This is a genomic window from Ruegeria sp. AH7 (genome assembly GCF_056541325.1).
Genome location: NZ_JBQFYF010000003.1, coordinates 147508 through 173446 on the forward strand (window position 1 = coordinate 147508; position 25939 = coordinate 173446).

24 protein-coding genes are annotated in these 25939 nt (G+C 59.6%); 10 read left to right on the top strand and 14 right to left on the bottom strand.

Annotation, left to right across the window (positions count from 1 at the left end; all coding sequences use genetic code 11):
- Positions 1-11: 11 nt before the first annotated feature.
- The 3 genes from gcvH to ACR0JX_RS08965 all read right to left on the bottom strand — a co-directional run bounded on the left by gcvH (position 12) and on the right by ACR0JX_RS08965 (position 2976).
- Positions 12-377 (bottom strand): glycine cleavage system protein GcvH, encoded by a 366-nt coding sequence (gcvH, locus tag ACR0JX_RS08955; protein ID WP_480543272.1) that lies wholly within the window; start codon positions 375-377, stop codon positions 12-14.
- 17 nt (positions 378-394) lie between these two features.
- A complete protein-coding gene (gene gcvT, locus ACR0JX_RS08960) occupies positions 395-1489 on the bottom strand; it encodes a glycine cleavage system aminomethyltransferase GcvT (RefSeq protein WP_480543274.1) in 1095 nt (364 codons plus the stop codon).
- 299 nt (positions 1490-1788) lie between these two features.
- The gene (locus ACR0JX_RS08965; protein ID WP_480543276.1) at positions 1789-2976 is read right to left on the bottom strand and encodes a Zn-dependent hydrolase; all 1188 of its coding nucleotides are present in this window, start codon (positions 2974-2976) and stop codon (positions 1789-1791) included.
- Positions 2977-3111: 135 nt separating this feature from the next.
- On the opposite strand from ACR0JX_RS08965, the gene ACR0JX_RS08970 reads away from it, so the two are divergent.
- The 4 genes from ACR0JX_RS08970 to ACR0JX_RS08985 are packed head-to-tail and all read left to right on the top strand — an operon-like array spanning position 3112 to position 6603.
- Entirely contained in the window at positions 3112-3762 is a 651-nt protein-coding gene (locus ACR0JX_RS08970; protein WP_480543278.1) for a histidine phosphatase family protein, read from the top strand.
- Between the two features lie 10 nt (positions 3763-3772).
- Positions 3773-4387: a glutathione S-transferase family protein gene (locus tag ACR0JX_RS08975; protein ID WP_480543280.1), complete on the top strand. Its 615-nt coding sequence runs from the start codon at positions 3773-3775 to the stop codon at positions 4385-4387.
- A gap of 14 nt (positions 4388-4401) precedes the next feature.
- Positions 4402-5457 (top strand): saccharopine dehydrogenase, encoded by a 1056-nt coding sequence (locus ACR0JX_RS08980; protein WP_480543282.1) that lies wholly within the window; start codon positions 4402-4404, stop codon positions 5455-5457.
- 3 nt (positions 5458-5460) lie between these two features.
- The gene (locus ACR0JX_RS08985) at positions 5461-6603 is read left to right on the top strand and encodes a saccharopine dehydrogenase family protein (protein ID WP_480543284.1); all 1143 of its coding nucleotides are present in this window, start codon (positions 5461-5463) and stop codon (positions 6601-6603) included.
- A 97-nt stretch (positions 6604-6700) separates the two neighbouring features.
- Here the strand turns inward: ACR0JX_RS08985 and ACR0JX_RS08990 are convergent, their stop codons facing one another.
- Both ACR0JX_RS08990 and ACR0JX_RS08995 read right to left on the bottom strand, forming a co-directional pair.
- Positions 6701-7018: a DUF3775 domain-containing protein gene (locus ACR0JX_RS08990; protein ID WP_170533669.1), complete on the bottom strand. Its 318-nt coding sequence runs from the start codon at positions 7016-7018 to the stop codon at positions 6701-6703.
- 87 nt (positions 7019-7105) lie between these two features.
- Positions 7106-7876 carry a DUF1365 domain-containing protein gene (locus ACR0JX_RS08995; RefSeq protein WP_480543286.1) on the bottom strand — a complete coding sequence of 257 codons (771 nt, stop codon included), beginning with the start codon at positions 7874-7876 and terminating at the stop codon, positions 7106-7108.
- A gap of 149 nt (positions 7877-8025) precedes the next feature.
- Here ACR0JX_RS08995 and ACR0JX_RS09000 point away from each other — a divergent pair, with 149 nt between their 5' ends.
- Entirely contained in the window at positions 8026-8682 is a 657-nt protein-coding gene (locus tag ACR0JX_RS09000; protein WP_480543748.1) for a sigma-70 family RNA polymerase sigma factor, read from the top strand.
- 10 nt (positions 8683-8692) lie between these two features.
- Positions 8693-9343, top strand: a complete 651-nt coding sequence (locus tag ACR0JX_RS09005; RefSeq protein WP_480543749.1) for a ChrR family anti-sigma-E factor — start codon at positions 8693-8695, stop codon at positions 9341-9343.
- A 7-nt stretch (positions 9344-9350) separates the two neighbouring features.
- Here the strand turns inward: ACR0JX_RS09005 and ACR0JX_RS09010 are convergent, their stop codons facing one another.
- The 7 genes from ACR0JX_RS09010 to ACR0JX_RS09040 all read right to left on the bottom strand — a co-directional run bounded on the left by ACR0JX_RS09010 (position 9351) and on the right by ACR0JX_RS09040 (position 18034).
- Positions 9351-10655 carry an adenylate/guanylate cyclase domain-containing protein gene (locus ACR0JX_RS09010; RefSeq protein ID WP_480543288.1) on the bottom strand — a complete coding sequence of 435 codons (1305 nt, stop codon included), beginning with the start codon at positions 10653-10655 and terminating at the stop codon, positions 9351-9353.
- Between the two features lie 50 nt (positions 10656-10705).
- Entirely contained in the window at positions 10706-11935 is a 1230-nt protein-coding gene (locus ACR0JX_RS09015; protein WP_480543290.1) for a DNA recombination protein RmuC, read from the bottom strand.
- Between the two features lie 57 nt (positions 11936-11992).
- Positions 11993-13849, bottom strand: coding sequence for a DNA mismatch repair endonuclease MutL (mutL, locus tag ACR0JX_RS09020; RefSeq protein ID WP_480543292.1), 1857 nt, complete (start codon positions 13847-13849; stop codon positions 11993-11995).
- A 289-nt stretch (positions 13850-14138) separates the two neighbouring features.
- Complete coding sequence (locus tag ACR0JX_RS09025; protein ID WP_480543294.1) at positions 14139-15068, bottom strand: metal ABC transporter permease; 930 nt, start codon at positions 15066-15068, stop codon at positions 14139-14141.
- Complete coding sequence (locus tag ACR0JX_RS09030) at positions 15065-16270, bottom strand: metal ABC transporter permease (protein ID WP_480543296.1); 1206 nt, start codon at positions 16268-16270, stop codon at positions 15065-15067. The genes ACR0JX_RS09025 and ACR0JX_RS09030 overlap by 4 nt, the downstream gene beginning before the upstream one ends.
- Before the next feature lie 3 nt (positions 16271-16273).
- A complete protein-coding gene (locus ACR0JX_RS09035) occupies positions 16274-17077 on the bottom strand; it encodes a metal ABC transporter ATP-binding protein (protein ID WP_480543298.1) in 804 nt (267 codons plus the stop codon).
- Positions 17078-17080: 3 nt separating this feature from the next.
- Positions 17081-18034 carry a metal ABC transporter solute-binding protein, Zn/Mn family gene (locus ACR0JX_RS09040; RefSeq protein ID WP_480543299.1) on the bottom strand — a complete coding sequence of 318 codons (954 nt, stop codon included), beginning with the start codon at positions 18032-18034 and terminating at the stop codon, positions 17081-17083.
- A 202-nt stretch (positions 18035-18236) separates the two neighbouring features.
- On the opposite strand from ACR0JX_RS09040, the gene deoC reads away from it, so the two are divergent.
- From deoC to ACR0JX_RS09060, 4 genes are all read left to right on the top strand, one after another.
- Entirely contained in the window at positions 18237-19235 is a 999-nt protein-coding gene (deoC, locus tag ACR0JX_RS09045) for a deoxyribose-phosphate aldolase (RefSeq protein WP_480543301.1), read from the top strand.
- Positions 19236-19245: 10 nt separating this feature from the next.
- A complete protein-coding gene (locus ACR0JX_RS09050) occupies positions 19246-21579 on the top strand; it encodes an aldehyde dehydrogenase family protein (RefSeq protein WP_480543303.1) in 2334 nt (777 codons plus the stop codon).
- Positions 21580-21603: 24 nt separating this feature from the next.
- Positions 21604-22419, top strand: coding sequence for an SDR family oxidoreductase (locus tag ACR0JX_RS09055; RefSeq protein ID WP_480543305.1), 816 nt, complete (start codon positions 21604-21606; stop codon positions 22417-22419).
- Positions 22420-22507: 88 nt separating this feature from the next.
- Entirely contained in the window at positions 22508-23242 is a 735-nt protein-coding gene (locus ACR0JX_RS09060; RefSeq protein WP_480543306.1) for a Crp/Fnr family transcriptional regulator, read from the top strand.
- Positions 23243-23245: 3 nt separating this feature from the next.
- Here the strand turns inward: ACR0JX_RS09060 and ACR0JX_RS09065 are convergent, their stop codons facing one another.
- The gene (locus ACR0JX_RS09065) at positions 23246-24550 is read right to left on the bottom strand and encodes a M16 family metallopeptidase (RefSeq protein ID WP_480543308.1); all 1305 of its coding nucleotides are present in this window, start codon (positions 24548-24550) and stop codon (positions 23246-23248) included.
- Positions 24547-25887 (bottom strand): M16 family metallopeptidase, encoded by a 1341-nt coding sequence (locus ACR0JX_RS09070; RefSeq protein WP_480543310.1) that lies wholly within the window; start codon positions 25885-25887, stop codon positions 24547-24549. Before ACR0JX_RS09070 ends, ACR0JX_RS09065 begins: the two co-directional genes overlap by 4 nt.
- Positions 25888-25939 lie beyond the last annotated feature (52 nt).

Sequence of the window (25939 nt, forward strand, 5' to 3'; positions counted from 1 at the left end):
CGCCGCTTGAATTACCCGATGAAGGCTTTGTAGCCGGCCTCATCCATCAGATCTTCCAGCTGCGCCGCGTCGGTGATCTTGATCTTGTAGATCCAGGCCTCGCCCTCGGGGTCTTCGTTCAGCGCGCCGGGATTGTCGGCCAGCGCTTCGTTCACTTCCGTGATCTCGCCATCGACCGGCGCATAAAGTTCCGAGGCCGCTTTGACGGATTCGATCACGCCGATCTCGCCGTCTTTCTCGAACTCGTCGCCCACTTCCTGCTGCTCGACAAACACCACCTCGCCCAGCTGTTCAGCCGCGTGTTTGGTGATGCCCAGCGTGGCGGTGTCGCCCTCGACCATCAGCCATTCATGCTCTTCGGAATAATAGGTTGCCATGTCTCTCTCTCCTGGCTTCAACGCTTGTAATTCTGGGTGACAAAGGGCAGCGCCACAATCTGCGCCGGTTGCGCCTTGCCCCGGATGATCAGGTTCACCTTCTCGCCCGGCTCACCGTGACCGGCGGACACGTAGCCCATCGCAACCGGGCCACCCACCGTGGGGCCAAAGCTGCCCGAGGTGATCCGACCGATGGTGTTGCCACTGCTGCACTGGATCTCAACGCCCTGACGCGCCGGGGCGCGGCCATCGGGTTTGATGCCCACCAGCTTGCGCGCGGCACCCTCGGCCAGTTCTTTCTGCACGCGATCGGCACCCGGGAAGCCGCCCTCTTCCTTGCGGCGCTTCTGAATGGCCCAGCCAAGGCTGGCTTCAATCGGCGAGGTGCTCTGGTCAATGTCATTGCCATAGAGGCACAGCCCGGCCTCCAGCCGCAGGCTGTCGCGCGCGCCCAGACCGGCCGGCTCACAATCCTCATGCGCCAGAAACGCCTTGGTGATCTCAATGGCCTTGTCCTCGGGGATCGAGATCTCATACCCGTCCTCACCGGTATAACCCAGCCGCGAGATACGGCATTCGACGCCGTTGATATCCGCCAGGGTGGTTTCCATGAACTTCAGGTCGCGGGCGGCGGGGCAAAGCTCACCCACCACGTCTTCGGCCTTGGGACCCTGCACCGCCACCAGCGCCCGGTCGAAGATCTCGGTCACTTCAACGCCGTCCAGGTTCGCCTGCATATGTGGAATGTCCTGATGCCGCAGCGCCGCGTTCACCACCACAAAATAATGATCCCCCGCGTTCGACACGATCAGGTCATCCATGATCCCACCGTCTTCGTTGGTAAAGAACCCGTACCGCGCCTTGCCTTCCTTCAGCGTCGCATAAGCCTGCGGGCACAAAGCTTCCAGCTTCTCACCCACATTCTCACCCCGCAAAATCACCTGACCCATATGAGACACATCAAACACCGCCGCCTTCTCACGACACTGCTTATGCTCCCCCATAATCCCCAACGGATACTGAACAGGCATCTCCCAACCCGCAAAATCAACCATCTTTCCACCCAACTCAACATGAAGAGAGTACAAGGGAGTGCGTTTCGGGGAAGTCATGGCGGGTACTGCCTTTCGTCTCTAATGGTCGCAACGCATGCGCATCAGTCTGCCGCAAGCAGCAAAATTTGCAACGATTCAGCCCCGGATTCTAACTGCGGGGCTTTGCTGCGGCAAACCTGTATACGGGCGTATGCATCAATAATGTTCCTATAGGAAACTTTTTTCCGTTAGGCAACACTCGTTGCAATAGACCCTGCGCTTCACCGAAATTAATCAAAGGCGCGAACCCCGCCAAAGGGACTTACCCTGGGGTCAATACGCTGAGAAGTCTGGATATTCCATGTCTTCTATTCAGATTACCCAGCCAAAGCTCTTACAGCATGTTCCAACACGCAAAGACCAGCGACTAGGTCATCCTCGGCCGTATCCTCGGCGAAATCATGGCTGATTCCATTGATCGAGGGCACAAATAGCATCGCAACTGGCATCAGGCGGGCGACATTGGTGGCGTCATGCAGCGCACCCGATGGCATTCCGCGCCAGTTGTCGGGCGAGACCTGTTGCGCACCACGCTCCAGCGCCGCGCGCAGGGTCGAGTCCATGGCCACCGGCTCCAGCCCCAGCATTGGGCCGTAACTGAGGGTCATGCCAAGCTCGTCGGCGACCTGCTGCGCGGTGGATCGAATGATCTCCTCCATGCGGATCAGCCGGTCCCCATCGCCATCGCGCCATTGCATCGAGAACCGTACACGCCCCGGCACGATGGAGGATGCATTGGGATGCAATTCGACGCGACCGATAGTCCATACGGTCTGAGGGGTCACCACGTTACGGAAGCGGTCATTCAATCGCGCGTTAAACAAAGACAAGGCCTGAAACGCATCGCGCCGCAAATGCATCGGCGTGGTACCCGCATGGTTCTGTTGCCCCTCAAACGTGATCGACATATCCCGGATTCCGACAATATCGGTGACAACGCCGATTTGCTGCCCTGCTGCGTCCAGCGCGGGGCCTTGTTCGATATGCATCTCGATGAAACCGCGGAACCGGGATGGTTCGACAAAGCCTTGTGTCAGGTCAGCCATCGCAGATCGGGCCGCGCCAAAGGGAACTCCAGAGCCGTCGGTCAGCTGATCGGCCTGTTCCAGCGGCAGCCCACCTGACCAAACCGCCGATCCAGTGGTCACGCCAAAGCGACCCTCTTCATCTTGAAAACTGACAACCGAGATCGGTTGATCGCTGGCCCGTGCAATCTCGAGCGCGGCAATCACGCCCAGCGCCCCGTCCAGCCAGCCGCCTTCTGGCTGGCTGTCGGAATGTGATCCCATCAGCAAGGACGTGCCTGGGGCAAGTCCAAACAGGTTCCCAACCGGATCAAAATGCGGCTCCAGCCCCGCTTCGGTCATACGGCCCGCCAGCCATTGCCGTGCGGCAATGTCCGCTGGGGAATAGGCCGGACGCACGACACCTTTGCCAACACCCGACGCCCCGAATTCGCGCAGCTTGTGCAGATCGGCCAGAAAACGATTTGGATCGATGCTCATAGGTCCTCCAGACGCATAGTCGCGGCAACCATAGCCAGAACACAAAAAGCTGTAAGGATTTTTTGCCACCAGAAGGAAACCCCTCTGGCCCCGGCCCGGAACCTGCCCTAAGACATCCGCATAAGAGGGACCGACATGTCACATATTACATTGGTGCGGCACGGGCAGGCCAACACGGCGGCGCGCGACGAGGCAAACTATGACAAGCTGAGCGATTTGGGGCATAAGCAGGCCCGTTGGCTGGGTGCGCATCTGCGCGACACGCGCAGCCATTATCCCCGCGTCTATTGCGGCACGCTGACCCGGCACGCCGAAACAGCGGCGAGCATGGAGCTAGCCGACCCGATCCGTGACCCGCGATTGAATGAGATCGAATACTTCACCCTCGCGCAATTGTTCGAGGAGCAACACGGCGTTGCCATCCCCACAGATCGCGAAGGCTTTGTAGAACATTTGCCCAAGACGTTTGCCGCCTGGGCCAATGGCGAGATCGAGAACGCGCCCGAGACTTTTGAACAATTCGAAACCCGCGTCAGCGATGCGCTGCGGGACATCGGGACCGAAGGTGGGCCGGCTATCGTTGTCACATCAGGCGGGTTGATCTCGATGGTGGTGCGGCAGGCAATGGGTCTGGATATCCCTTCGATGGCACGCGTCGCCCTTGCCATCATGAACACGTCGCTGCATCGTCTGCACCCGATTGGCGCACATCTCAGCCCGGTTCTGTTCAACGCCGTTCCGCATCTGGAAACGCCCGATCGGCAATTCGCACAGACGCATCTGTAAGGAGACCCCTATGCAGCTTTACTACGCCCCTCGCACCATCTCGGTTGCCGTTGCCATCGCTCTGGAAGAGGCGGGGCTGGACTATGAGGCCATCAAGCTGGATTTCGCCGGGGGTGAGCAGACCAAACCGACCTACAAACAGATCAATCCCAAGGGTCGGGTTCCTGCGCTGGCGGTCGACGGAGGCATCCTGACCGAGACCGGCGCGTTGCTGGAATTCATCGCGGCCAAAGCGCCCGATGCCGGGTTGGTGCCTGCCGATCCGGTGATGGCCGCCCGAATGCGCGAGGTGATGTTCTACCTCGCCTCAACCATGCATGTGAACCACGCGCACAAGCAGCGTGGCCATCGCTGGGCGGACAAGGAATCCAGCTGGAAGGATATGACGGCCAAGGTCGCGGAGACAATGACTGCGTCTTGTGACTACCTCTCAGCCAACGGGCTGCGCGGGCCTTTTGTGCTGGGCGAAGCGGTCTCGCTGGCGGATGCCTACCTTTATGTGGTGTGCAGCTGGCTTGAGGGCGACGGGGTAGATGTTTCGGCCTTTCCCAAAATCGTCGCTTTCCGCGAAGCCATGGAGGCGCGGGGGTCGGTTCAGGCCGTGCGTGCCGCCGGAATGCTCTGAACAAAGGAAACTGCATGACACATCTGTGGGTCCGGGCAGAACAGCGCCCGAACGAGGAACGGGTCGGTCTGACCCCCGACGGCGCGGCCACGCTGATCGCGGCGGGTATCCGCGTGACAGTCGAAGACAGCTCGGTCCGCGCTATTCCGATTGATGGGTACAAAGACGCAGGCTGCGAGATCGCGGTCGAGAATTCCTGGCCCGAAGCCCCATTGGATGCAATCATCTTTGGCCTCAAGGAATTGCCCGAAGATGGCTCGCCCCTGCCCCATCGCCACATCATGTTCGGCCATGCCTATAAGGGTCAGCATTCGGGGCGCGCGTTGTTGCAGCGATTCAAGGCCGGGGGCGGCACGCTTTATGATCTGGAATATCTGGTCGATGAAGATTGTCGCCGGGTGGCCGCCTTCGGATACTGGGCCGGATACGCCGGGGCGGCTGTCACCCTGAAAACTTGGGCCGCGCAACAACGCGGCGAAGAATGTCCGCCAGTCGGCGTCTATTCGAACAAAGATGCGCTGAACGCCGAACTGCTGGCGGAACTCGACGCTACGGAGGCCACCCACCCCCGCGCCATCGTCATCGGCGCCCTTGGCCGCGTAGGCACCGGGGCAGCGGACCTGTGCGAAGCGATGGGCGTCAGCGTCACCAAATGGGACATGGCGGAAACCGCCAGCGGAGGACCATTCCCGGAAATCCTGGATCACGACCTGTTCCTGAACTGCATCTTTGCGCGCCCCGGCACACCGGTCTTTGTCCCGCGCGCGGCATTGACCGCATCGCGCAACCTGACCGCCATCGGCGACGTGGCCTGCGACCCGGACAGCGATTACAATCCGGTGCCCGTCTATGACCGAGCGACCACGTGGGACGCCCCCGCCCTGCGCATCGCCACCGAACCAGTGATGGACGTGATGGCCATCGACAACCTGCCCTCGATGCTGCCCGTCGAAAGCTCGCAAGATTACGCCGCGCAATTGCTACCCTCTCTGCTGACGCTGACCGATCTGGACAACGGCGTCTGGGGTCGGGCAGAAGCAACCTACAAAACTCATATCGAAGGACTCTGAGCGATGACGATTCACTGGTGTGGCACCGGCCTGTCGGCCATCCCCGGCCTGCGCCGCCTGATCGAAGGCGGTCAAAAGGTCACTGTCTGGAACCGGACCGTCGACAAAGCCCGCGCCGAAGTCGGAGACCTGACCAACGACATCCACGCCTTCGACATCAACACTCTGGGGGCAGTGCTGGAGAAAGGCGACGTGATCGTCTCGATGCTGCCGGGCGACTGGCACGTGCCGCTGGCGGAGCTGGCGATCTCGAAAGAGGCGAACTTCGTCTCCTCCTCCTACATAGCGCCCGAGATGCGCGCGCTGGACGACAAGGCACGCGACGCCGGTGTGGCGCTGGTCAATGAGGTCGGGCTGGACCCGGGCATCGACCACCTGATGGCGCATGCTTTGGTGGCCGACTACCGCGCCTCGGACGCGTTCGATGCGCAAAACCACCTCAGCTTCATCTCGTATTGCGGCGGTATCCCGAAGAACCCGAACCCGTTCCGCTACAAGTTCAGCTGGTCACCACTCGGCGTGCTGAAAGCGCTGCGCTCACCTTCAAAATCGATCCGTGAATACGCCCCACTGGACGTTGCCCGCCCATGGGACGCGATCAGCAGCTATATCGCGCCGCTGCCAACCCCCGAGAGCTTTGAGGTCTACCCAAATCGCGACTCGCTGCCCTTCATGGCCGAATACCAGTTTGAGGATCACTGGCCGGTCAAAGAGTTCGTCCGCGGCACCCTGCGCCTGAACGGCTGGACCGACGCCTGGGCCGACGTATTCACCGAGATCGAAACCCTCTCAGGCCCCGAAGGTGACGCGCGTCTGAAAGAGATGTCGGACCAGTTCTGGGCCGAAAACGCCTATGACGAAGGCGAGCCCGACCGCGTAGTGCTGTGCGTCGGCCTGAAAGCTGAGAAAGACGGCATTGAAGTCTGGCACAAAACCTATGTGATGGACGCCTGGGGCGACGAACGCGGCACCGCCATGGCCCGCTTGGTGTCGATCCCGGTGTCATTGGCCATCGAGGCCGTCCTGAACCGCGCGATACCGGCTGGCGTTCACGCAGCCCCAAACGACCCGAAACTGGTGCAGGGCTGGATGGCTGAGATCGACACCCTGGCCCAGCATTTGCAGATCGTGGATCATTTGGTCTGACAATACCTGCCGGAGCAGGCCGACCAATCCTTCTTCTGTTCAAAAATACCTCGGGGAGCCCGAGGGGCTGGCCCCTCGTTTCCAACTTTAGCAACGCCTACATCAGATCGTTTTCCACATCCTCGGCCGAAATCCCCAGCGCATCCAAGCCGTTCTCCAGATGGTCCGACAGATGCGGCGTTCCGATCAGGTAGTCAGCACATGGGGTTGAGGCCTCCGACCTTGCGGTCGCAATCGCCTCAGCCAGATCCTCGGCGAAGAAGCTCTCGCGCCCAATCCACATGATAGCGACCAGCTCGGCCTGCTCATCCTCGCTCATCCGGTCGACAAAGGCGCGTAACTCACCTTCGGCCCGCTCCAACTCACGGCCCATCATGGCGACCTGGGCGACTTTTCTTGCTGAGATTTCCAGCATGTTTCCAGCTCCTTCTGTTCGCGGTCTCAGAGCATCAAACCCGTTCCAAGGGCCCGAGTCTTTGATCTTACGCAAACAAGAGATGGCTTAGCGCCGACTGCGCGATACTGGGTGATCCGGCACGGGCGCGTGACGGAACGGGCGAAACCGGGCTTTCTTGAGCCAAAGCTTCAGCGCTTGCCAAACGATCAGGGCAAATGTCCGCCGCGCGCCGAAAGGCCGGCGCAGCAACGACCACAGGATCGTACGATTGGTCAGTGGCTGTCGTGGCCCGGTCAAAGTGGCGATCAGCCCCCCGTCCGCACGTTCGTAGTCGATCCAGACCCCGACACGGTCAGAGCGATAGTCGAAGCGAAACGTGTAGCTGCCCTCGATCTGCTGGAACGGAGACACATGCATCAGCTTGTCCGCCACCAAACGGTCAGACGGGCCAATAGGCGAAAAATCCGGCTTATGGCAGACATAGCTGTGACGGGTTCCATAGGTATTGGTGACCTCGGCAACAACAACGTAGAGCTGCGCGTCAGTGTCAAAGCAAAGCCAAAAGCTGACAGGGTTGAACACATGGCCCAACACGCGGGGCTGCGTCAGCAACATGATCTGCGCGGGCTGCGGCACCTCCAATTCATCAAAGCGGGCACGCAACCAGCTTGCCCCGGCACCTTGCTTTGGCACGCCTCCGTGATCGGTACGCCGCCAGTTGAAGACATTCGCACGATCCATCGAAAACAGAAGGGGTGTTGTCAACTGCGCCTCGGGGTCGAACAGGATGTAGTCAACCGAATATCGGAACGCATTTTCAATCGCACCTTTGCGACCATGATAGGTATGGCCTGCGATATGGTCGATTCTCTTCATGTCGTCGCGTATCCTGTCTGACCCGTAAATCGTTAAAATAGCGCTCTTTTCCTCAAAGAGCTGACATACCTAATACGAATCCTAGCGCGGATTGGATTATTTTGTCTCAGGAAAGTGATCCGCCTTGGGCCGCCCCGCGTAATGTGGTTATGTTTACCGAGATCAATATCGTGACCTTGGACGAACCTGCGGCTGAACAGGCCGCCCCTCAGCCTTGGCGCGCAAAGAAACGCATCAAGGGTAGACAGGTGAACGGAACGAACGGCAGTTGCGACACCAGGACCGAGTGGGTGGACCAAGTCAGGCGTATCCGGGATGCGCAGGATCAGGCGGCGTTTGCCGAGCTGTTCCAGCATTTCGCGCCGCGTATCAAGGCGTTCCTGATGAAGTCAGGGTCTGACGCCACGATGGCCGAGGAATGTGCGCAAGAGGTGATGGCGACCTTGTGGCACAAGGCCCATCTGTTCGATCCATCGCGGGCCACAGTGGCCACCTGGGTGTTCACGATTGCTCGGAACAAACGCATTGACGTCCTGCGCAAGCAGCGCCGCCCCGAACCCGAGGAACTGGGATGGGGACCCGAGGCCGAGCCTGATCAGGACGATGTCCTTGCGTTACAACAAGAAACCGCGCAGCTGCGCACCGCCTTATCGGCGTTGCCAGACGCGCAGAGACAGCTGATCGAGAAGGCGTACTTCGGAGATCTGAGTCATCGAGAGATTGCATCTCAGACCGGATTGCCGCTGGGCACGATCAAATCACGGATACGGCTGGCGCTGGACCGCTTGCGCCATGCGATGAATTGAGATGAGTAAGATGAGCAACCCGATCAAACATCACCTGACGGATGATCTGCTGATGGCCTACGCAGCTGGCACCCTGCCCGAGGCGTTTGACCTTATGGTCGCCACCCATCTGTCCTTGTGCGACCACTGTCGCGCGCGTGCTGAAAGCTTTGACGCCGTGGGCGGGCATGTGCTTGAGGATCAGTCAGACAGCATTAGCATGAGCGATGCGTCACTTGCGGCCACCATGGCTTTGATCGCCCAAGGCGCACCGACCCCCAAGCCCGCGAAACCGGGCTGCGCCGTTCTGCCCACGCCACTGCAGGACTATGTTGGCGGAACCGTGAATGACATCCAGTGGAAATCCATCGGTATGGGCGTGAAGCAAGCGATCCTGCCCACGTCCAAGGATGCCACTGCGCGGCTGCTGTTCATTCCGGCAGGCGTTGCCGTGCCGGACCACGGACATCACGGGACCGAGTTGACCATGGTGCTGCAAGGCGCTTTCTCGGATGAGGTCGATCGCTTTGCCCGTGGCGATGTCGAGATTGCGGATGAGGATCTGGAGCATACGCCTGTGGCCGACATGTCAGAGGATTGCATCTGCTTGGCCGTCACAGACGCGCCATTGAAGTTCAATAAGCTGATGCCCCGGCTGTTCCAGCCTTTCCTGCGTATCTGAAGTGCAGTCAGGCGCTGCAATCCGGCCGGGGTATTCCGTATACATCCAACGCACCGCTGCGCCCGCGTACCTCTACCGGGGGCAGCGATATCAGTTCGGTATCAGACACCGAGGCACTTGCGGCGTCGAGTAACGCGGCGGACATAATCAGGGTCATATCTGCTGTACGCGTCAGGCTTTCCAACCGGGCCGCAATGTTGACCGTGTCACCAAACACCGAATATTCCAGCCGCTCCTGATCACCGATCACACCAACAAAAACCTCACCCCAATGCAGGCCGATGCCCGTTTCCAGCGTGGGCAGGTCCGCGTGCCTGCGCTCGATAGTCCAATCGCGCATCTCGTGCGACAACCCCAGCCCACATCGCAAACACCGTTCAGCCGCGCGTTCACCCTCAAAAACGATCATCACCGCATCCCCGATGAATTTGTCGATGATGCCATTCTCTTTCCGAACCACCTTTGAGACACGGCTGCGATAAGAAGTAATAAGCTCGGACACCTGCTCGGGCTGCAAGTTTTGCGATAAGGTCGTGAAGCCGCGCAGGTCTATGAAAATCACTCCGGCCAGCTGCCGCCGCCCCTGTTTCAGCGCTGACAAACCGCTTTCGCCCAGATCTCCGACCACTTGCGCAGGCAGGTATCGGGTCAGGTTCGCGCGGCGCTGCGCTTCGGTCACCGACTGAAACAGCAGGGCATTTACGCGATAGGCGGCAACGATGAGAACCACACCCGCAAGTGTGATCATGAACAGGCGGATCAGGTTGGGTGGCGGCGACAGGAACAGCCATATCGGATTTGTATCTTGCCCCCTCGAAAGCCCCGCATCCTGACCGATCAAATACAATAGCCCCAGAACAAGCAGCGCAACTTGCAGCGCCATGACCTTGGGGTTGCCACGCAAAACGCCAAAGGCCAGCACAACAGGCACCAGCCACACCGCTGGCAGCACAAACATCACGTCCCCTGACAGGCCAACATTGCGCATGCCCACCCAGACATTGAAAACCAGAAAAAGCGCATCTGCCGCGGAAACTGGCCAAGCCATCCAACCGGCAAAGCGCTGTTGTCGCGCTACTGTCCATGTGACCAGGCCCAGCGCAAAATAGGCAAACATGGTGCCAAGGGCGGATACCCATTGCCGTTCCAACACGGCATGACCTGAATTCTGAACCGGTTGCACGGTGACCAGAAAGAACACGCCCAGGCCAAAGGCCACCAGCATACGCAACAGACCAACAATCTGTTCGGCATCCTGCTCAGCTTTGCCCAGCAGCTCGGCAATCTCTGACGGCGGAGTGTCTTGTGCCATATCTCTGCCAGTGCGCCCCTTGATCTTACGACGCCTGTTCAGGCGCAGGCTTAGCCTTCTTGGCGCGCCAGCGGAACAACGTCATGCGAGTCGTCCGGAGCTAACTCCTCAAAGTCGAAATTGTCCAGTCGGCGTGCCCTGCGCCCGGCCTTGTCAGCACTGATCTTGATCTCCGAGATATCCTTGGCCGCCTGTCCGAAATGACGATCCAGATTGGTCACCCGATCGCCCAGACGTTCAACATCCTTGTGCAGTGCCCCAAGTTCCTTACGGATCGCACCCGCCTGTTCGCGCATGCGGGCATCTTTCAGGATCGCGCGCATGGTGTTCAGCGTCGCCATGCAGGTGGTGGGTGAAACGATCCAGACACGTTTGTTAAAGCTTTCCTGCACCAGTTCGGGGAACTTGGCGTGTAGCTCGGCATAGACGGCCTCGGACGGCAGGAACATCAGCGCGCCATCAGCCGTTTCGCCATCCAGAATATACTTCTCGGCAATGTCGTTGATATGCTTGCGCACGGTGCTGCGGAACATCTGCAGCGCTGCCTTGAGCTCTATATCATTGGTCGAAGCGATCAGCGCCTCATAGGCCTCCAACGGAAACTTGCTATCGATCACGATGGGGCCCGGCGGGTTCGGCAGATGGATCAGGCAATCCGCGCGCCGCCCGTTCGACAGCGTTGCCTGCAATTGAAAGCTGTCTGACGGCAGCGCCTTGGACACAATGTCATTCAACTGAATCTCACCAAATGCACCGCGTGTCTGTTTGTTCGACAGGATATCCTGCAACGACAGCACATCGCCCGACAATTTGGTGATATTGTCCTGCGCCTTGTCGATGGCCGACAGACGTTCCTGCAATTGGGTCAGCGAGGTTGCCGTCTGTTTCGACGAGCCATGCAGCGATTCCTTCATCCGTTCCTGCATCTCGGCCAGCGCACGCGCCGATTTCATCGCGTTATCAGCCAGCCTGTCATTCATCTGCTGCTGCACCGAAGACAGGCGCGCCTCGACCGTTTGGATCACCTGCACCTGCGCATTGGCCTGCGTGTCCGAGACATGCTGCAACCCGCCGCGCAACTGTTCCTGCCCCTGCCCAAGCGCCTGCACATGCTGGCCCAGATGCGCCATCTGCCGCGCCAGCGGTTCCGTCATCCGGGCCGAGCGATTGGCCGCGCGCAGCGACAGGAACAACATCAGCACGATCAGCAGGATAACCCCACCAACGGTCAGAAGAACCGGGTCATTTATTGGGATCTGTACGCCTGCGATCTGGATCATGTGATTCAATATGTTCTCGTTTTGTTTCGATCTTTTTAACGGGTCTGAAGCATCGGATCAACTGCGCCCGAACAGCCGCTCGATATCGCTCAGTTTCAATTCCACGTAAGTGGGCCGCCCGTGGTTGCATTGGCCGGAATGGGGTGTCGCCTCCATCTCGCGCAGGAGGGCGTTCATCTCTTCTGCGCGCATCCGGCGACCCGAGCGGATCGAGCCGTGACAGGCCACCCGGCTCAGGATCGCCTCGATCTTGGCCTGTACCATTTGGCTTTCGCCCTGATCTGCCAGTTCGTCGAGGATATCCAGGATTATGGCGCGCGCATCGACCTCCCCCAGAATGGCCGGGGTCTCGCGCACGGCGATGGCCCCGCCGCCGAACGGTTCAAGCGTCAACCCAAAGCGCGACAGGTCATCGGCAACGGCCATTAGGCGGGCGCAGTCGCCCTCGGACAGTTCCACAATCTCGGGAATCAGCAGGGCCTGCGCGGCGACGCCGTTCTCGGCCATTTGTGCCTTGAGTTTCTCGTAGACCAGCCGTTCATGTGCAGCGTGCTGGTCGACAATCACCATGCCATCGGCGGTCTGGGCGATGATGTAATTCTCGTGCACCTGCCCACGCGCCGCGCCCAAAGGCAGATCCTGTGTCGGCGATTCTTCGGCGACCGATTCGATCGGGGTCGGTGCAACAATGCTGCCGCTGTAGTCATTGGCTAGTTCGGCAAAACCCGGTGCCTGCGCCCGATACGCGGCCTGGCGCGCTGCAAGGGAGGGCCGATCCATCTGATAGACCCGCGCCGGGGTTGCCTGTGCCAGTTCCGGACGCATCGCCCCAAGCGTTGCATTAGCCACGGTCGAGGATGCACGATGCCCAGCCTCGGCCAGCGCATGGCGCAGGCTGGACACGATCAGCCCGCGCGCAACGCCCGGATCCCGGAACCTCACTTCGGACTTGGCCGGATGGACGTTCACATCTACCAGCATAGGATCACAATCAATGAACAACGCCGCCGCCGGATGGCGATCCCGGCTGAGGAAATCGAAATAGGCCGCGCGCAATGCACCCGACAGCATCTTGTCCCGGACCGGGCGGCCATTGACGAACAGGTACTGTGCCACCGCCGCGCCTCGGGAATAGGTCGGCAGGGCGGCATAGCCATAAAGCCGGATACCCTCGCGTGTGGCATCGATACGCAGTGCGTTTTCGGCGAACTCGCGGCCAATCACCCGGGCCAGACGGGCGTGCAGCGCGTCAAACAGATCGCCATTCTCGCGGTCAGCACGGAACGTCACACGCCCCTCGCCGCCCCCCGAGACATCGCGCAGGGTAAACGTCACCGAAGGCTCCGCCATCGCCAGCCGTTTCACCGTATCGGTGATCGCCTGCCCCTCGGCCCGATCGGTGCGCATAAACTTCAACCGGGCGGGCGTGGCGTAGAACAGATCGCGCAGCTCCACGACGGTCCCAGCGCGCAAGGCTGCAGGCTTGATGGCTTCCATCTTGCCGCCCGCAACATGAATTTGCGCGGCCTCATCACCCGAAACCCGGCTGGTGATCGTCAAACGCCCTACAGCGCCGAGCGAGGGCAGCGCCTCGCCCCGGAACCCGAAGGTATGGATATTCAGCAGATCCGAGCCATCAATTTTCGAGGTCGCATGCCGCGACAAAGCCAGCGGCAAATCCTGGGCGGAGATACCGCAGCCATCATCCGTGACCCGGATCAAGGTCTTGCCACCGTCCGCGATATCGATGGCGATCCGGCTGGCGCCAGCATCAATAGCATTCTCGACCAGTTCCTTTACAGCCGACGCCGGGCGTTCCACCACCTCGCCCGCTGCGATCCGATTGATCGCTGCATCGTCGAGTTGCCGAATAACCGGGCGAATGTCGCTGATATTGGGGTTTGCTTGCGCCATACCACCACACCTAGCACATGGTACTACGATTCCGCCACCGATTTTGGCATCGGTTTCGATTTGATTTTAGACTTGGGAGAGGGGTGTCCGGGCAGTTGCGGGCGGGTACCAAATAAGGTGCCGCTTGTCCCCAACCACCCGGACGTTCTGAAGTGAGTGGTAGGTAACGAGTTCTTACCGTCACGCGTACCATGCGCATTTTCAGAAGGCTCATTAAGAGTCACATTCGAACAATCTGGGCAGAGTCCAGCCGATGACCTGCGGAAAGCACTGGCAGGAAAGCGCCAATTCACACAGTCGTGTGCGCACCAACTCTGGTTCGGCACGGGCCGAACATCGCACTCAGAGCCAGAATCACACCCGACATTGTGGCAATCATACCGGCCGCGCTAACCGCGTCTGCCGCGCCCAGCCAAAGCGGTCCGTAGCCTGCCAGCACATATCCTGACACAGCTGAGATCACGGCGAATGCAACGCTCCACGTAACTTGCGCCTCAAGCCGGTTGGTCATCATACGTGCCGCAGCGGGCGGGCAGATGAACATGGCGATTACTATGATCGAGCCGACCGCGTCAAACGCCGCCACAGCAGCAATCGCAGCCACAATCACCAGCGCCAGACCCAATGCATTGGTTCGGATCCCCAAGGTGCGGGCGAACCCCTCATCGAAGGTCGAAATTTTCAGCGGACGCCAGAACAGCCAGGTGAACAGCAGAACACCCAGCAATGTGATCGCGATCCGGGGCAGTTCGGGCGGCAAGCCCACCAGCGCTTCGACATCCCAAAGCGAGGACCAACCTGTGGCATCCAGCCAGATCAGGCTTTCCAGATTGCCATAGAGCGCGTGTTCCACGTCCAAATGCACGGTCGAGGTATCGGTCTGTTCCAGAAGCAGTACACCGCCTGCGAACATGGTGGTGAAGACAACGCCCATCGCTGCACCGGGTTCGATCTGACCCAACCGCCGGATGGCCTCGATCAGGATCACCGCGACAATCGCCGCACCTGCCGCGCCCAGCATCATGGGCCAGGTTGAGATTGCACCGGTGACCAAAAACGCCACAACGATACCCGGCAACACGACATGGCTGATCGCATCCCCGATCAGCGCCTGTTTGCGCAACACCAAAAAGTTGCCGGGCAGCGCGCAGGCAATGGCGGCAAAGGTGCCAATCAGCAAGGGCGTCAGGGAAAGGGGAACAAATTCTTCACCACTCATGTCGGAACCTCCTGAGGGCCACCGATCTGGCGGTCGATCTCGGCGATCTGGTCGCGAGTCAGCACGGTTTCGATATCCCGCAACCCGTCATAGAGCGCCGCTGTCGCCTCATGCGCCTGATCCGCGCGCACCACTTCCCATCGCTTTTCGTCTCGCAATGCCTTGGCGGCGCGTGCCTTTCCGGCGTCGGTTGCTACCCCATCCGCACGGACCAGATCGGCGCGGCGCAGCAGGCGCAGGGTCAACGGCTCATATATCTTTTGGTCTTGCGCTAAGGCCAGAAGCCCTTGCCGGATATGCACACGGCGCTGAAACCGCAGGTGACGCAGAACAGCGGCCAGAACACCTCGGATCGGGGCAAAGAATAGCGACAGGACAAAGAAACCAAAGCTGACCAGAACGATGATCGGTCCGGTGGGCAGGTTCGGCGCAGTGGCAGACAAAGCGGCTCCGATATAGCCTGCCAATCCACCGGCCAGACCGGCCAGTATCACAACCCGATCAGAACGGTCGGACCAGAACCGCGCCGTGACGGGCGGGATAATCAGCAAAGCGACAATCAAGATCAGGCCAACGATTTTCAGCCCGACCACGGTGACGGCCATCACCAGCCCCATCATCGCCAGATCAATCCGATGCACTGGAAAGCCTTGGGCCGTCGCATAATCCGGATCAAAGGCCACTAAAGTCATCGGGCGACGCAGGATCATGACCAGTACCAGGGTGGCCGCGCCACCAATCGCGATGATCATCGCATCCGCCCATAGCATACCGGCGGTGGAGCCCAGCAGGAAACCTTCGAGCCCCGCCTGACGACCCACACCCATGGTCTGAATGACAGTCAGCAGGACGATGCCAAAGCCAAAAAACACTGACAGGACTGCGCCAATCGCAGCGTCTTCAGCCAGCCGCGTGTGGCGTGTCAGCCAGTTCATGCACAGCAGCCCAATCCAGGCGGAAACCGCCGATCCCGCCAGCAGGCCCAACAGATTGCGCCCATCCCCACCGAACGCGACCAGCACCATGAAAGCAAGGCAGACACCGGGCAGGGTTGCATGGCTGATCGCATCACTGACCAGCGCGCGTTTGCGCAGAAAAAGAAAGGTGCCAGTGACACCCGCCGACACCCCCAGCAACGTCGCACCAATGGCAACGAGCGTGGCGTTATAGCCAAGCTGCAGGCCAAGCGCATCCCAAAGCATGTGTTACCCGACTGCGCGCGAAATCTGATCGATCTGCGCGGTAGCCAGACGCCCACCATATGCGGATTGCAGAGTTTCTGCGGTGAACGCCTCAGACACCGGACCTTCAGCAACCTTGCGGGTGTTGATCAGGAAGACATGGTCGAAGTAGTCAGTGACGGTAGCCAGATCGTGATGCACGACGACCACGGTCTTGCCCGCCTCTTTCAGCGACTTCAGCACTGCGATGATGGCCTTTTCAGTGGCCGCATCGACCCCGGCAAAGGGTTCGTCCAACAGATACAGGTCGGCATCCTGCGCCAGAGCGCGGGCCAGAAATACCCGCTGCTGTTGTCCACCCGAAAGCTGGCCGATTTGGCGATCTGCGAAATCACGCATCCCGACCCGGTTCAGGCAATCCATCGCGCGGGCCATGTGTCGCGCACGAACCCGGCCCAACAGGCCCAGCTGCCACGACAGACCCATCAAGACCACGTCAATCACGCGGGTCGGGAAATCCCAATCCACACTGGCACGTTGCGGCACATAGGCGATCCGGGCACGTTGATCTTCTAGCGATTTCCCGAACACGGTTACCAGACCGGACAGAGGCTTCACGATCCCAAGCGCCGCTTTCAAAAGGGTCGATTTCCCCGCGCCGTTCGGACCAATAATCGCCGTCATCGCACCCGGTTGAACGGTCATATCAACCGAGAATACCGCCGGTTTCTGACCATAAGAAACGGTCAGACCCCGCACCGCCAACGGGCTGGATTCAACGCTTTGATCTTCGATCGAAACACCCTGTGAAGCGGCCAGTTCCAGCATCGTTTAAAACCCCGCCGACAGTTTGCCGTTCAGGCCGCGCTCGGGCACGTCTGCACCCAATGCACCTGCAATCACGGTGATATTGTGATCCAGCATGCCGACATACGTGCCTTCATAGGTGCCATCGACACCCATTGCGTCAGAGAACAGCTCCCCCCCAACAGAAACCTCGTGCCCCTTGGCCGCAGCCCCTTCGATCAGTGCGCGCATGGAACGGTCAGAGACCGAGCTTTCCACGAAGACGGCGGTCAGTTGACGGTCAACCAACGTATCGACGAGCTCTCCGATCCGGTTCAAGCCGGCTTCGGATTGGGTTGAGATCCCCTGAACGCCCATGACCTCATAACCATAGGCCGCCCCGAAATATCCAAAAGCATCATGGGCGGTCAGCAACACACGGCTTTCTTCTGGTACAGCCGTCAGAGACTGTTCTGCATAAGCTGCCAGCGTTTGCAGCTCAGCCAGATGCGCCTCGGCATTTGCCGCAAAAAGGTCTGCCGATTCAGGGCGGGCTGCGGTCAGTGTGGCCTGAATCTCGGTCACAACCTCGCCCCACAAGGCTGGGCTCATCCAGATATGCGGGTCGTATTTGTCGGCATAATCGTCATGGGCACGCAGCTTGGATTTATCGATGCTTTCTGCCACAGCAACCACAGTCTGTTTGCGCGAAAGGTTTTCAAAGAAATCCTCCATCTGCGCTTCCAGATACAGGCCATGCCACAGAACCAGATCCGCACGGGTCATCGCGACGATGTCGCTGCGGGTCTGGCGATACGCATGCGGGTCAACGCCAGGCCCCATCAGGCCCTTCACATCAACTTGATCTCCACCAACCTGACGCACCGCATCTGCGATCATGCCGGTTGTTGCGACGATTTTGAGAGGAGCCTCGGCCCAAGCGGCAAGCGGTAGCGTTGCAGCAACAGCCAATGCGGCAAGGAAATGGCGACGAATCATATTCAGACCTCGGAACTCGGGCTCAGTTGAGATTGAATATGAGAACCATTCGCAACTAAGTCAATGCTATTGAGAATTATTCGCAACAAATTCCGCATTATTTGTCCAAATGGTCAAATTATTCTGTGTCGCGCGGTTCTGATGCCTTCCATTTAGCCGCAGCCCGTGCGATTTTGGCGCAAACCTCCCAAAGGACGTGACAATGGAAACGCAGAGCTCAGACAGCCCCGTGCGCACCGCGCATCTGCCGCAAGTGACCGAACCCCGCAACCCCGGTATGGACCTTGACCTGGACTGGGTGCGCGCCGTGCAGGCAAACACCTCTGCGATCGAACGCCGAGCGGCCACCCTGCCGGGTCGGCGGTCGGTGAAGAAAGACTATCAAGCCGCATGGCTGCTGAAGGCGATCACGATGATCGACCTGACCACCCTGTCGGGCGATGACACTGTGGGACGGGTGCGTCGACTGTGCGCCAAGGCACGCCAACCGGTTGCATCCGCCACCTTACAGGCGCTGAATATGCCCGCGATCACCACAGGCGCGGTTTGTGTGTATCACGACATGATCGAAACTGCGGTTGATGCGCTCAAGGGCACTGGGATTCCAGTGGCAGCCGTTTCCACCGGCTTCCCCGCCGGCTTGTCCCCGTTTCACTTGCGTTTGGCCGAGATCGAGGAAAGCGTGAAGGCCGGCGCCGAAGAGATCGACATCGTGATCTCGCGCCGTCATGTACTGTCGGGTGACTGGCAAGCGCTGCACGACGAAATGAAGGCGTTCCGCGTGGCTTGTGGAGATGCACATGTGAAGGCGATCCTAGCGACCGGAGAACTGGGCAGCCTGCGCAACGTCGCCCGTGCTTCGCTGGTGTGCATGATGGCGGGGGCGGATTTCATCAAAACCTCAACCGGTAAGGAAAGCGTCAACGCTACCCTGCCCGTTTCTCTGGTGATGATCCGCGCGATCCGCGACTACTATGACCGCACTGGGTATCGCGTGGGATACAAGCCTGCGGGCGGGATTTCCAAGGCCAAGGACGCGTTGGTCTATCTGTCGCTGATCAAGGATGAGCTGGGCGACCGCTGGCTGGAGCCCGATCTGTTCCGCTTTGGCGCCTCATCGCTGCTGGGCGATATCGAGCGGCAGTTGGAACATTATGTGACAGGCGCGTATTCCGCCGGTTACCGTCACTCCATGGGCTGAGGACAAAACAATGACAGTCAAAGAGATTTTCGAAACCATGGATTACGGCCCAGCCCCCGAAAGCGCTGCCGAGGCACTGGCCTGGCTGGTCGATCAGGGCGACAAGTTCGGCCACTACATCGACGGGGCCTTCACCAAACCCGGCAAGGGGTTCGACAGCCGCAACCCCGCGACCGGAGAGGTTCTGGCCAAGCTAACCCAGGCGAAGCAAGCTGATGTGGACGCTGCCGTCGCCGCTGCCCGCAAGGCGCACCCCAAGTGGGAGAAACTGGGCGGCGCAGGTCGTGCACGGTACCTCTATGCTATTGCACGTCTGTTGCAGAAGCATTCTCGCCTGTTTGCCGTGCTGGAGAGCATGGACAATGGCAAGCCGATCCGCGAGTCCCGCGATATCGACATCCCCCTGGCGCAGCGACACTTCTACTACCACGCCGGTATGGCGCAGCTGATGGAAAGCGAACTGCCCGATGCTGAGGCCTTGGGCGTTTGCGGCCAGATCATCCCGTGGAACTTCCCTTTGCTGATGCTGGCGTGGAAGATCGCGCCTGCGCTGGCGATGGGCAATACAGTGGTTCTGAAGCCGGCCGAGTATACCTCGCTGACCGCGCTGCTGTTCGCCGACATCTGCTCGCAGGCTGGATTGCCGAAGGGCGTCGTTAACATCGTGACCGGAGACGGCGCGGTGGGCGAGATGATCGTGAACGCGGATGTGGACAAGGTTGCCTTTACCGGCTCGACCGTGGTTGGCCGCCGTATCCGCGAAGCAACCGCTGGATCAGGCAAGGAACTGACTTTGGAGCTGGGCGGAAAGTCCGCTTACGTCGTGTTCGACGACGCCGATATTGACTCAGCTATCGAAGGTTTGGTCGATGCGATCTGGTTCAATCAGGGTCAGGTCTGCTGTGCGGGTTCGCGCCTGTTGGTGCAGGAAGGCATCGCCGACCGCTTTCACGACAAGCTGCGCGCCCGGATGGATGGCTTGCGCATCGGTGATCCGCTGGACAAATGCATAGACGTCGGCGCTGTGGTGGACCCGGTGCAGCTGCGAACGATCAAGGGCATGGTCGATAGCAACACGGTTGGGCATGTGCATCAGGCCGCCTGTGAGTTACCGGAAAACGGCTGCTACTACCCTCCGACACTGATCTCGGGTCTCGAAACTTCGGACCCGCTGATGCAGGAGGAAATCTTCGGCCCGGTACTGGTCTCGTCCACTTTCCGCACTCCTGAAGAGGCGGTGGAACTGGCCAACAACACCCGTTACGGTCTGGCCGCGACGGTCTGGACCGAGAATGTGAACCTGGCGCTGGATATCGCGCCCAAGCTGGTCGCGGGCGTGGTCTGGGTCAACGCCACCAACCTGTTCGACGCCGCCGCAGGGTTTGGCGGCGTTCGCGAAAGCGGATTTGGACGGGAAGGTGGCTGGGAGGGGCTGACGGCCTATACCAAACCCAAAGGCAAAGCTAAGCCGCTGGCCAAGGTCGAAGCGGCCATGGGCGAAGGGGCTCCGGTCGATCCCATCGACCGCACCGCCAAGATGTATATCGGCGGCAAACAGGCACGACCCGACAGCGGATATTCAAAACCAATCTGGGGCAAATCCGGCCTGCTGGGCCATGTGGGCTTGGCCAACCGCAAGGACGTCCGCAACGCGGTTGAGGCTGCGGCGGGGGCGAAAGGTTGGTCCAAAACTACCGGCCATCTGCGGGCGCAGATCCTTTATTATATCGGCGAGAACCTCTCGGCCCGCGCGGGTGAATTTGCCGCCCGTATCGACACCATGACCGCCAAAAAAGACGGCGCGAAAGAGGTCGAAACCTCGATCCAGCGCCTGTTCACCGCAGCGGCCTGGGCCGACAAATATGACGGTCAGGTGCATGGTGTCCCGATCCGGGGCGTGGCAATCGCAATGAAGGAACCCGTCGGCGTGATCGGCGCGCTTTGCGCGGATGAGGCACCACTGCTGGGTCTAGTCTCGACCATGGCCCCAGCGATTGCGATGGGCAACCGGGTGGTGCTGGCAGCGTCTGAACCCTACCCGCTGGCCGCGACGGATTTCTATCAGATCCTCGAAACCTCGGACGTGCCCGCCGGTGTGGTCAACATCCTGACCGGCAGCCACGCGGAACTGGCGAAACCGCTCGCCTCGCACCTGAACGTCGATGCGATCTGGTCGTTCTCATCCACCGACTTGTCGAAAGAGATCGAGGCGGTCTCTGCCGGGAACCTGAAACGGACCTGGGTCAATAACGCGACGGCAATCGATTGGAGCGTGGACCATTCCCGCCGCTTCCTGCAAGCTGCGACCGAAGTCAAAAACATCTGGGTGCCCTACGGAGAGTAGGGCTCCCGACCATGGGAGGCCCATATGGATTTTTCAGGAAAAACCGTCGTCGTCATCGGTGGGACCAGCGGTATCAATCGTGGCATTGCCGAGGCCTTTGCAGCCTCGGGCGCGAAACTGGCTGTGGCCAGCCGGTCGCAGGAGAAAGTGGATGATACCGTCGTGGCGCTAAAAGCGGCGGGTGCTGAACAGGCCATCGGAGCAGCCTTTGATGTGCGCGATCCCGAGGCCGTTGCAGAAGGCCTGAAACAGTTCCACGATGCGCTCGGCACATTCGACGTTCTGGTTTCCGGCGCGGCGGGCAACTTTCCGGCGCTGGCGGCTGAGATGTCGGTCAACGCTTTCAAAACCGTGATCGATATCGACCTGATGGGCACAATCCACGTGATGAAAGGGGCCTACCCCTATCTGAAACGTCCCGGTGCGAGCATCATCAACATCTCGGCCCCGCAATCCTACCTGCCCTACGAAGGCCAATCCCATGTCTGCGCCGCCAAAGCCGGGGTCGACCAAATCACGCGCACGCTTTCGATGGAGTGGGGGATCGAAGGGATCCGGGTGAACTCGGTCGTGCCTGGCTTCATTGAAGGCACCGAGGGCGCCAAACGTCTCACGCCTTCGGAAGACGCGCATGAAGAAATACGCAAGGACATCCCATTGGGCCGCTGGGGGCAGCCGCAGGATGTGGCCAATGCCTGCCTGTTCCTCAGCTCGGACCTGGCCAGTTACATCAGCGGGACGGTAATGGCCGTGGACGGTGCACTCTATCAGCGTGGGTCGGGCAAATTCGGTCAGATGATGGGGGGTATGCTGCGCACGCAGGCAAAAGCACGGACATAATCGTTAATAGATTGTGAAGCTGTTCATATACAGCATCCAGTTTTGAAGACAGCCTTTGGCCTATCACATCGCAAGGGTGGGCCTGAAGATGCTAATACTGCCGACGGACGTCACAGACATTGCACAGCTGATCGTTATGATCGGCGTATTCGGTGCCGGGCTATACATTCTCAACTACTTTCTGTTGCAAATGGGGATCGTGCGCGGGTCAGGCGTTCTGTATCCCGTTCTGGTCATCGTTGCGGCAAGTTGCGTGCTAATCAGCATGGCGGAAGAATTCAATCTGGCAGGATCAATTATCCAGCTGGCTTACATCCTGATCTCGGTGCTGGGTTTGTTACGCGGATATCTCTCACATCATCTGGTGCGGTTTTCCGAACCCGAACAGCAGTTTGTTGACAACTACCTTGAAACGCTCAAACCCCATCACGCGCGCAAGCTGCTGAATACCGCAAAGCTGATCACTTACGAACCCGGCGTTACCCTGATCGAAGAAGGCATGACCAGTGACTTTCTCGCTTATGTCCTGTCAGGCCGAACCACGATTCTGAAGAACAGTCAGGTGATTAATCAATGCGGCCCAGACCAGATATTGGGAGAGTTGACCTTCGGCATCGGCCTACCCGCAACAGCCACGGTGCGCACCGATGAGCCGACGGTCTGCCTGGTCTTTGACAGCCAGCGTCTGGCCCGGGTGTTGCGGCGCAACCGCCAGATAGACGATGCGCTCAAGGCCGCGCATTTCCGGCATGCGCGCCAGAAACTGCTGAGCAGCAACAATCACACTGTCAAGGCGCGCACGATGTTGGCGGCTGCGGCCTGAGCTTTATCCGTCCAGCCCGACTGGCTTGCCCACGACAGTGAAGTGCAAACCTTCTGGGTCCAGCAGTTCACTCGCGACCCGGTTCACATCCTCCAAGGTCACCGCATTCACCTGATCGTTGCGGGTTGCAATATAGTCGATAGGCAGACCTTCCATCTGCATTCCAACCATGATCCCGGCGATCTGACCATTGCCGTCAAATCGCAGCGGATAAGCCCCCGTCAGATAGGTCTTGGCATCATCCAGTTCCTTCTGGGTCACGCCCTCATCCGCCGCACGCGCCCATTCGCTGCGAATAACCTCAACCGCTTCGGCGATGCGATCATTGGAGGATGAGACCGACCCAATATAGACCGAGGCCAAATCCTTGGGCACAAGATAGGTGCCGACACCGTAAGTCAGGCCGCGCTTTTCGCGCACCTCCTGCATCAGGCGGCTTTCAAACCCACCGCCGCCAAGGATGTGATTCAAGATAAAGGCCGCGAAGAAATCCGGATCGTCCCGGTCGATCCCTTTCTGGGCGAACAAGGCAACCGATTGCGGCGTGTCAAAGTCGACAACGGTGACCCCGCCTTCGATCGACACTTCTGCCTTGCCCGGAATTGGCTTTGCGCTGTCAGGCAGATCAGCCAGCAATTTGTCCAGAAGCACGCCCAGTTCTTCGGCGGTGATGTCACCAACCGCACCGACATAAAGCCGGTCTTTGGCGAAGACACTGTAATACGCCTCGACCACGTCATCGCGGGTCAGGGATGCAACACTGTCGATGGTGCCTTTCCCTTCGGTCCCGTAGGGGTGATCGCCATAGGCCATGGCCGAAAAGCTAAGGCCAGCAATGTCATTGGGGTCGTTGGCATCTGATTTGAGCCCGGACAGGATCTGCGCCTTGACCCGCTCGACCGCGTCCTCATCAAACCTGGGTTCGTGTATCGTGGTGCGCAGAAGATCCGTCACCTCATCGCGGTTCTCGGTCAGAAAACGCGCTGAGATCGAGACGGTGTCATCGCTCGCGTTGTAGCTGAATGACGCGGCCAGCGCTTCAAGCTCGCGGGCATAGGTACGGGCATCCATGTCGCCTGCACCTTCTTCGATCAAACCGCTCATCAGGTAGACCGCACCGCGTTTTTCGGGGTCATCCAGTGATGTCCCGCCACGGAAACGCAATTCCAGCGCAGTGAACGGGATCGCATGATCCTCGACCAGCCAGGCGGTGATGCCCCCGGGCGATGTCACCTCTTTGATCTCAATCTCTGCCCATGCCGGCAGTGCGACCAGAAGGGCGAACAGAGTTGTAAAAAGCCGTTTCATTGCGTCACCTCATCGTCGCGCATCAGCCAGCCGGTCACCGAGGTCTCGGGCTGCAAGACCTCGCGTGCGGCCGCGATGATCTGGTCACCGGTAACCTCCTGCAGAATATCGGGCCAGGCCTGTACGTCTTCGACTGTCAGACCGCTGGCCAAGGCACGACCGTAGCGGTTGCCGATCCCATCCACATTGTCACGGGCATAGATCTGTGAGGCGCGGAGCTGCATCTTGATCCGGTCCAGATCCTTTTGGTTCACGCCTTCAGCGATGAAGTCTGCTACGGCCTGATCCATGGCATCTTCGGCCTCTTGCAACGTTACGCCCTGCGCTGGGACAACCAGCAGATCAAAGGTCGTGTCATCCAGCGAAACGCCACGATAGAACGCAGCGGTATAAACCGCGATCTGCTGATCGAATTGCAGTTCTTCGTTCAAATAAGATGTGGTGCTGCCCCCCAGCAGTTCGGCCAGTAGGAACAACGCGGCGGCTTTCTCCTGTTCGCCCGGGTCACGTTCGGGTGCCAGATAGCTGCGGTGCACATAGGGTTGCGCCACGCGCGGGTCCTTGTAGGTTAGGCGACGCTCCGCTGTCTGCGGAGGTTCCTGTGGGCGGGCGCGCTCGACAATCTCGGGATTTGATGGGATGACGCCATAATACTGATCAGCCAGCGCGCGCACTTCTTCAGGATCCACATCACCAGTGACAACCAGAATGGCGTTGTTGGGTGCATAATGGTCAGCGTAAAAAGACAGCGCGTCGTCCATGTCCAGCGCCTCCATCTCATGCATCCAGCCGATGATCGGCACGCCGTAGCCATGGTTCAGATACTGCGCCGCGCTCAGCTGTTCGCCAAACAAGGCACGTGGGTTGTTTTCGGTTCTCTGGTTCCGCTCTTCCAAAATCACGCCGCGTTCAGCGGTGATATCGTTTTCGGTCAGACGCAGATTTCGCATCCGGTCGGATTCCATCTGCATCATTAGCTCCAGCCGATCCGCAGCGACGCGCTGGAAATAGGCGGTGTAGTCGTATGAGGTGAAGGCGTTATCATCGCCGCCATTGGCTGCAACGGTCGCCGAAAACTCCCCCTGTTTCAGGGTGTCGGTCCCTTTGAACATCAGATGTTCCAGGAAATGCGCGATACCTGATACACCCGCAGGCTCATCCGCCGACCCCGCCCGATACCAGACCATATGCTGCACGACAGGCGCACGGTGGTCTTCGACCACGACCACTTCCATTCCGTTATCAAGCGTAAATGTCGTGACCGCTTCTTGACCATCCTCGGCAAAAACCGGGGTCGCGGCAATCAGGGCGGCAGAAAGTGCCAAGGCCCGAACCATGGGGCATCCTCCGTTTCGTTATGAGCATAAACTACGGTGGTGCGCGGCAGGT

Excerpts from the sequence above, each read along its gene's own strand:
- gcvH (WP_480543272.1), bottom strand. The coding sequence starts at position 377 with ATGGCAACCTATTATTCCGAAGAGCATGAATGGCTGATGGTCGAGGGC.
- gcvT (WP_480543274.1), bottom strand. The coding sequence starts at position 1,489 with ATGACTTCCCCGAAACGCACTCCCTTGTACTCTCTTCATGTTGAGTTG.
- ACR0JX_RS08965 (WP_480543276.1), bottom strand. The coding sequence starts at position 2,976 with ATGAGCATCGATCCAAATCGTTTTCTGGCCGATCTGCACAAGCTGCGC.
- ACR0JX_RS08970 (WP_480543278.1), top strand. The coding sequence starts at position 3,112 with ATGTCACATATTACATTGGTGCGGCACGGGCAGGCCAACACGGCGGCG.
- ACR0JX_RS08975 (WP_480543280.1), top strand. The coding sequence starts at position 3,773 with ATGCAGCTTTACTACGCCCCTCGCACCATCTCGGTTGCCGTTGCCATC.
- ACR0JX_RS08980 (WP_480543282.1), top strand. The coding sequence starts at position 4,402 with ATGACACATCTGTGGGTCCGGGCAGAACAGCGCCCGAACGAGGAACGG.
- ACR0JX_RS08985 (WP_480543284.1), top strand. The coding sequence starts at position 5,461 with ATGACGATTCACTGGTGTGGCACCGGCCTGTCGGCCATCCCCGGCCTG.
- ACR0JX_RS08990 (WP_170533669.1), bottom strand. The coding sequence starts at position 7,018 with ATGCTGGAAATCTCAGCAAGAAAAGTCGCCCAGGTCGCCATGATGGGC.
- ACR0JX_RS08995 (WP_480543286.1), bottom strand. The coding sequence starts at position 7,876 with ATGAAGAGAATCGACCATATCGCAGGCCATACCTATCATGGTCGCAAA.
- ACR0JX_RS09000 (WP_480543748.1), top strand. The coding sequence starts at position 8,026 with ATGTTTACCGAGATCAATATCGTGACCTTGGACGAACCTGCGGCTGAA.
- ACR0JX_RS09005 (WP_480543749.1), top strand. The coding sequence starts at position 8,693 with ATGAGCAACCCGATCAAACATCACCTGACGGATGATCTGCTGATGGCC.
- ACR0JX_RS09010 (WP_480543288.1), bottom strand. The coding sequence starts at position 10,655 with ATGGCACAAGACACTCCGCCGTCAGAGATTGCCGAGCTGCTGGGCAAA.
- ACR0JX_RS09015 (WP_480543290.1), bottom strand. The coding sequence starts at position 11,935 with ATGATCCAGATCGCAGGCGTACAGATCCCAATAAATGACCCGGTTCTT.
- mutL (WP_480543292.1), bottom strand. The coding sequence starts at position 13,849 with ATGGCGCAAGCAAACCCCAATATCAGCGACATTCGCCCGGTTATTCGG.
- ACR0JX_RS09025 (WP_480543294.1), bottom strand. The coding sequence starts at position 15,068 with ATGAGTGGTGAAGAATTTGTTCCCCTTTCCCTGACGCCCTTGCTGATT.
- ACR0JX_RS09030 (WP_480543296.1), bottom strand. The coding sequence starts at position 16,270 with ATGCTTTGGGATGCGCTTGGCCTGCAGCTTGGCTATAACGCCACGCTC.
- ACR0JX_RS09035 (WP_480543298.1), bottom strand. The coding sequence starts at position 17,077 with ATGCTGGAACTGGCCGCTTCACAGGGTGTTTCGATCGAAGATCAAAGC.
- ACR0JX_RS09040 (WP_480543299.1), bottom strand. The coding sequence starts at position 18,034 with ATGATTCGTCGCCATTTCCTTGCCGCATTGGCTGTTGCTGCAACGCTA.
- deoC (WP_480543301.1), top strand. The coding sequence starts at position 18,237 with ATGGAAACGCAGAGCTCAGACAGCCCCGTGCGCACCGCGCATCTGCCG.
- ACR0JX_RS09050 (WP_480543303.1), top strand. The coding sequence starts at position 19,246 with ATGACAGTCAAAGAGATTTTCGAAACCATGGATTACGGCCCAGCCCCC.
- ACR0JX_RS09055 (WP_480543305.1), top strand. The coding sequence starts at position 21,604 with ATGGATTTTTCAGGAAAAACCGTCGTCGTCATCGGTGGGACCAGCGGT.
- ACR0JX_RS09060 (WP_480543306.1), top strand. The coding sequence starts at position 22,508 with ATGCTAATACTGCCGACGGACGTCACAGACATTGCACAGCTGATCGTT.
- ACR0JX_RS09065 (WP_480543308.1), bottom strand. The coding sequence starts at position 24,550 with ATGAAACGGCTTTTTACAACTCTGTTCGCCCTTCTGGTCGCACTGCCG.
- ACR0JX_RS09070 (WP_480543310.1), bottom strand. The coding sequence starts at position 25,887 with ATGGTTCGGGCCTTGGCACTTTCTGCCGCCCTGATTGCCGCGACCCCG.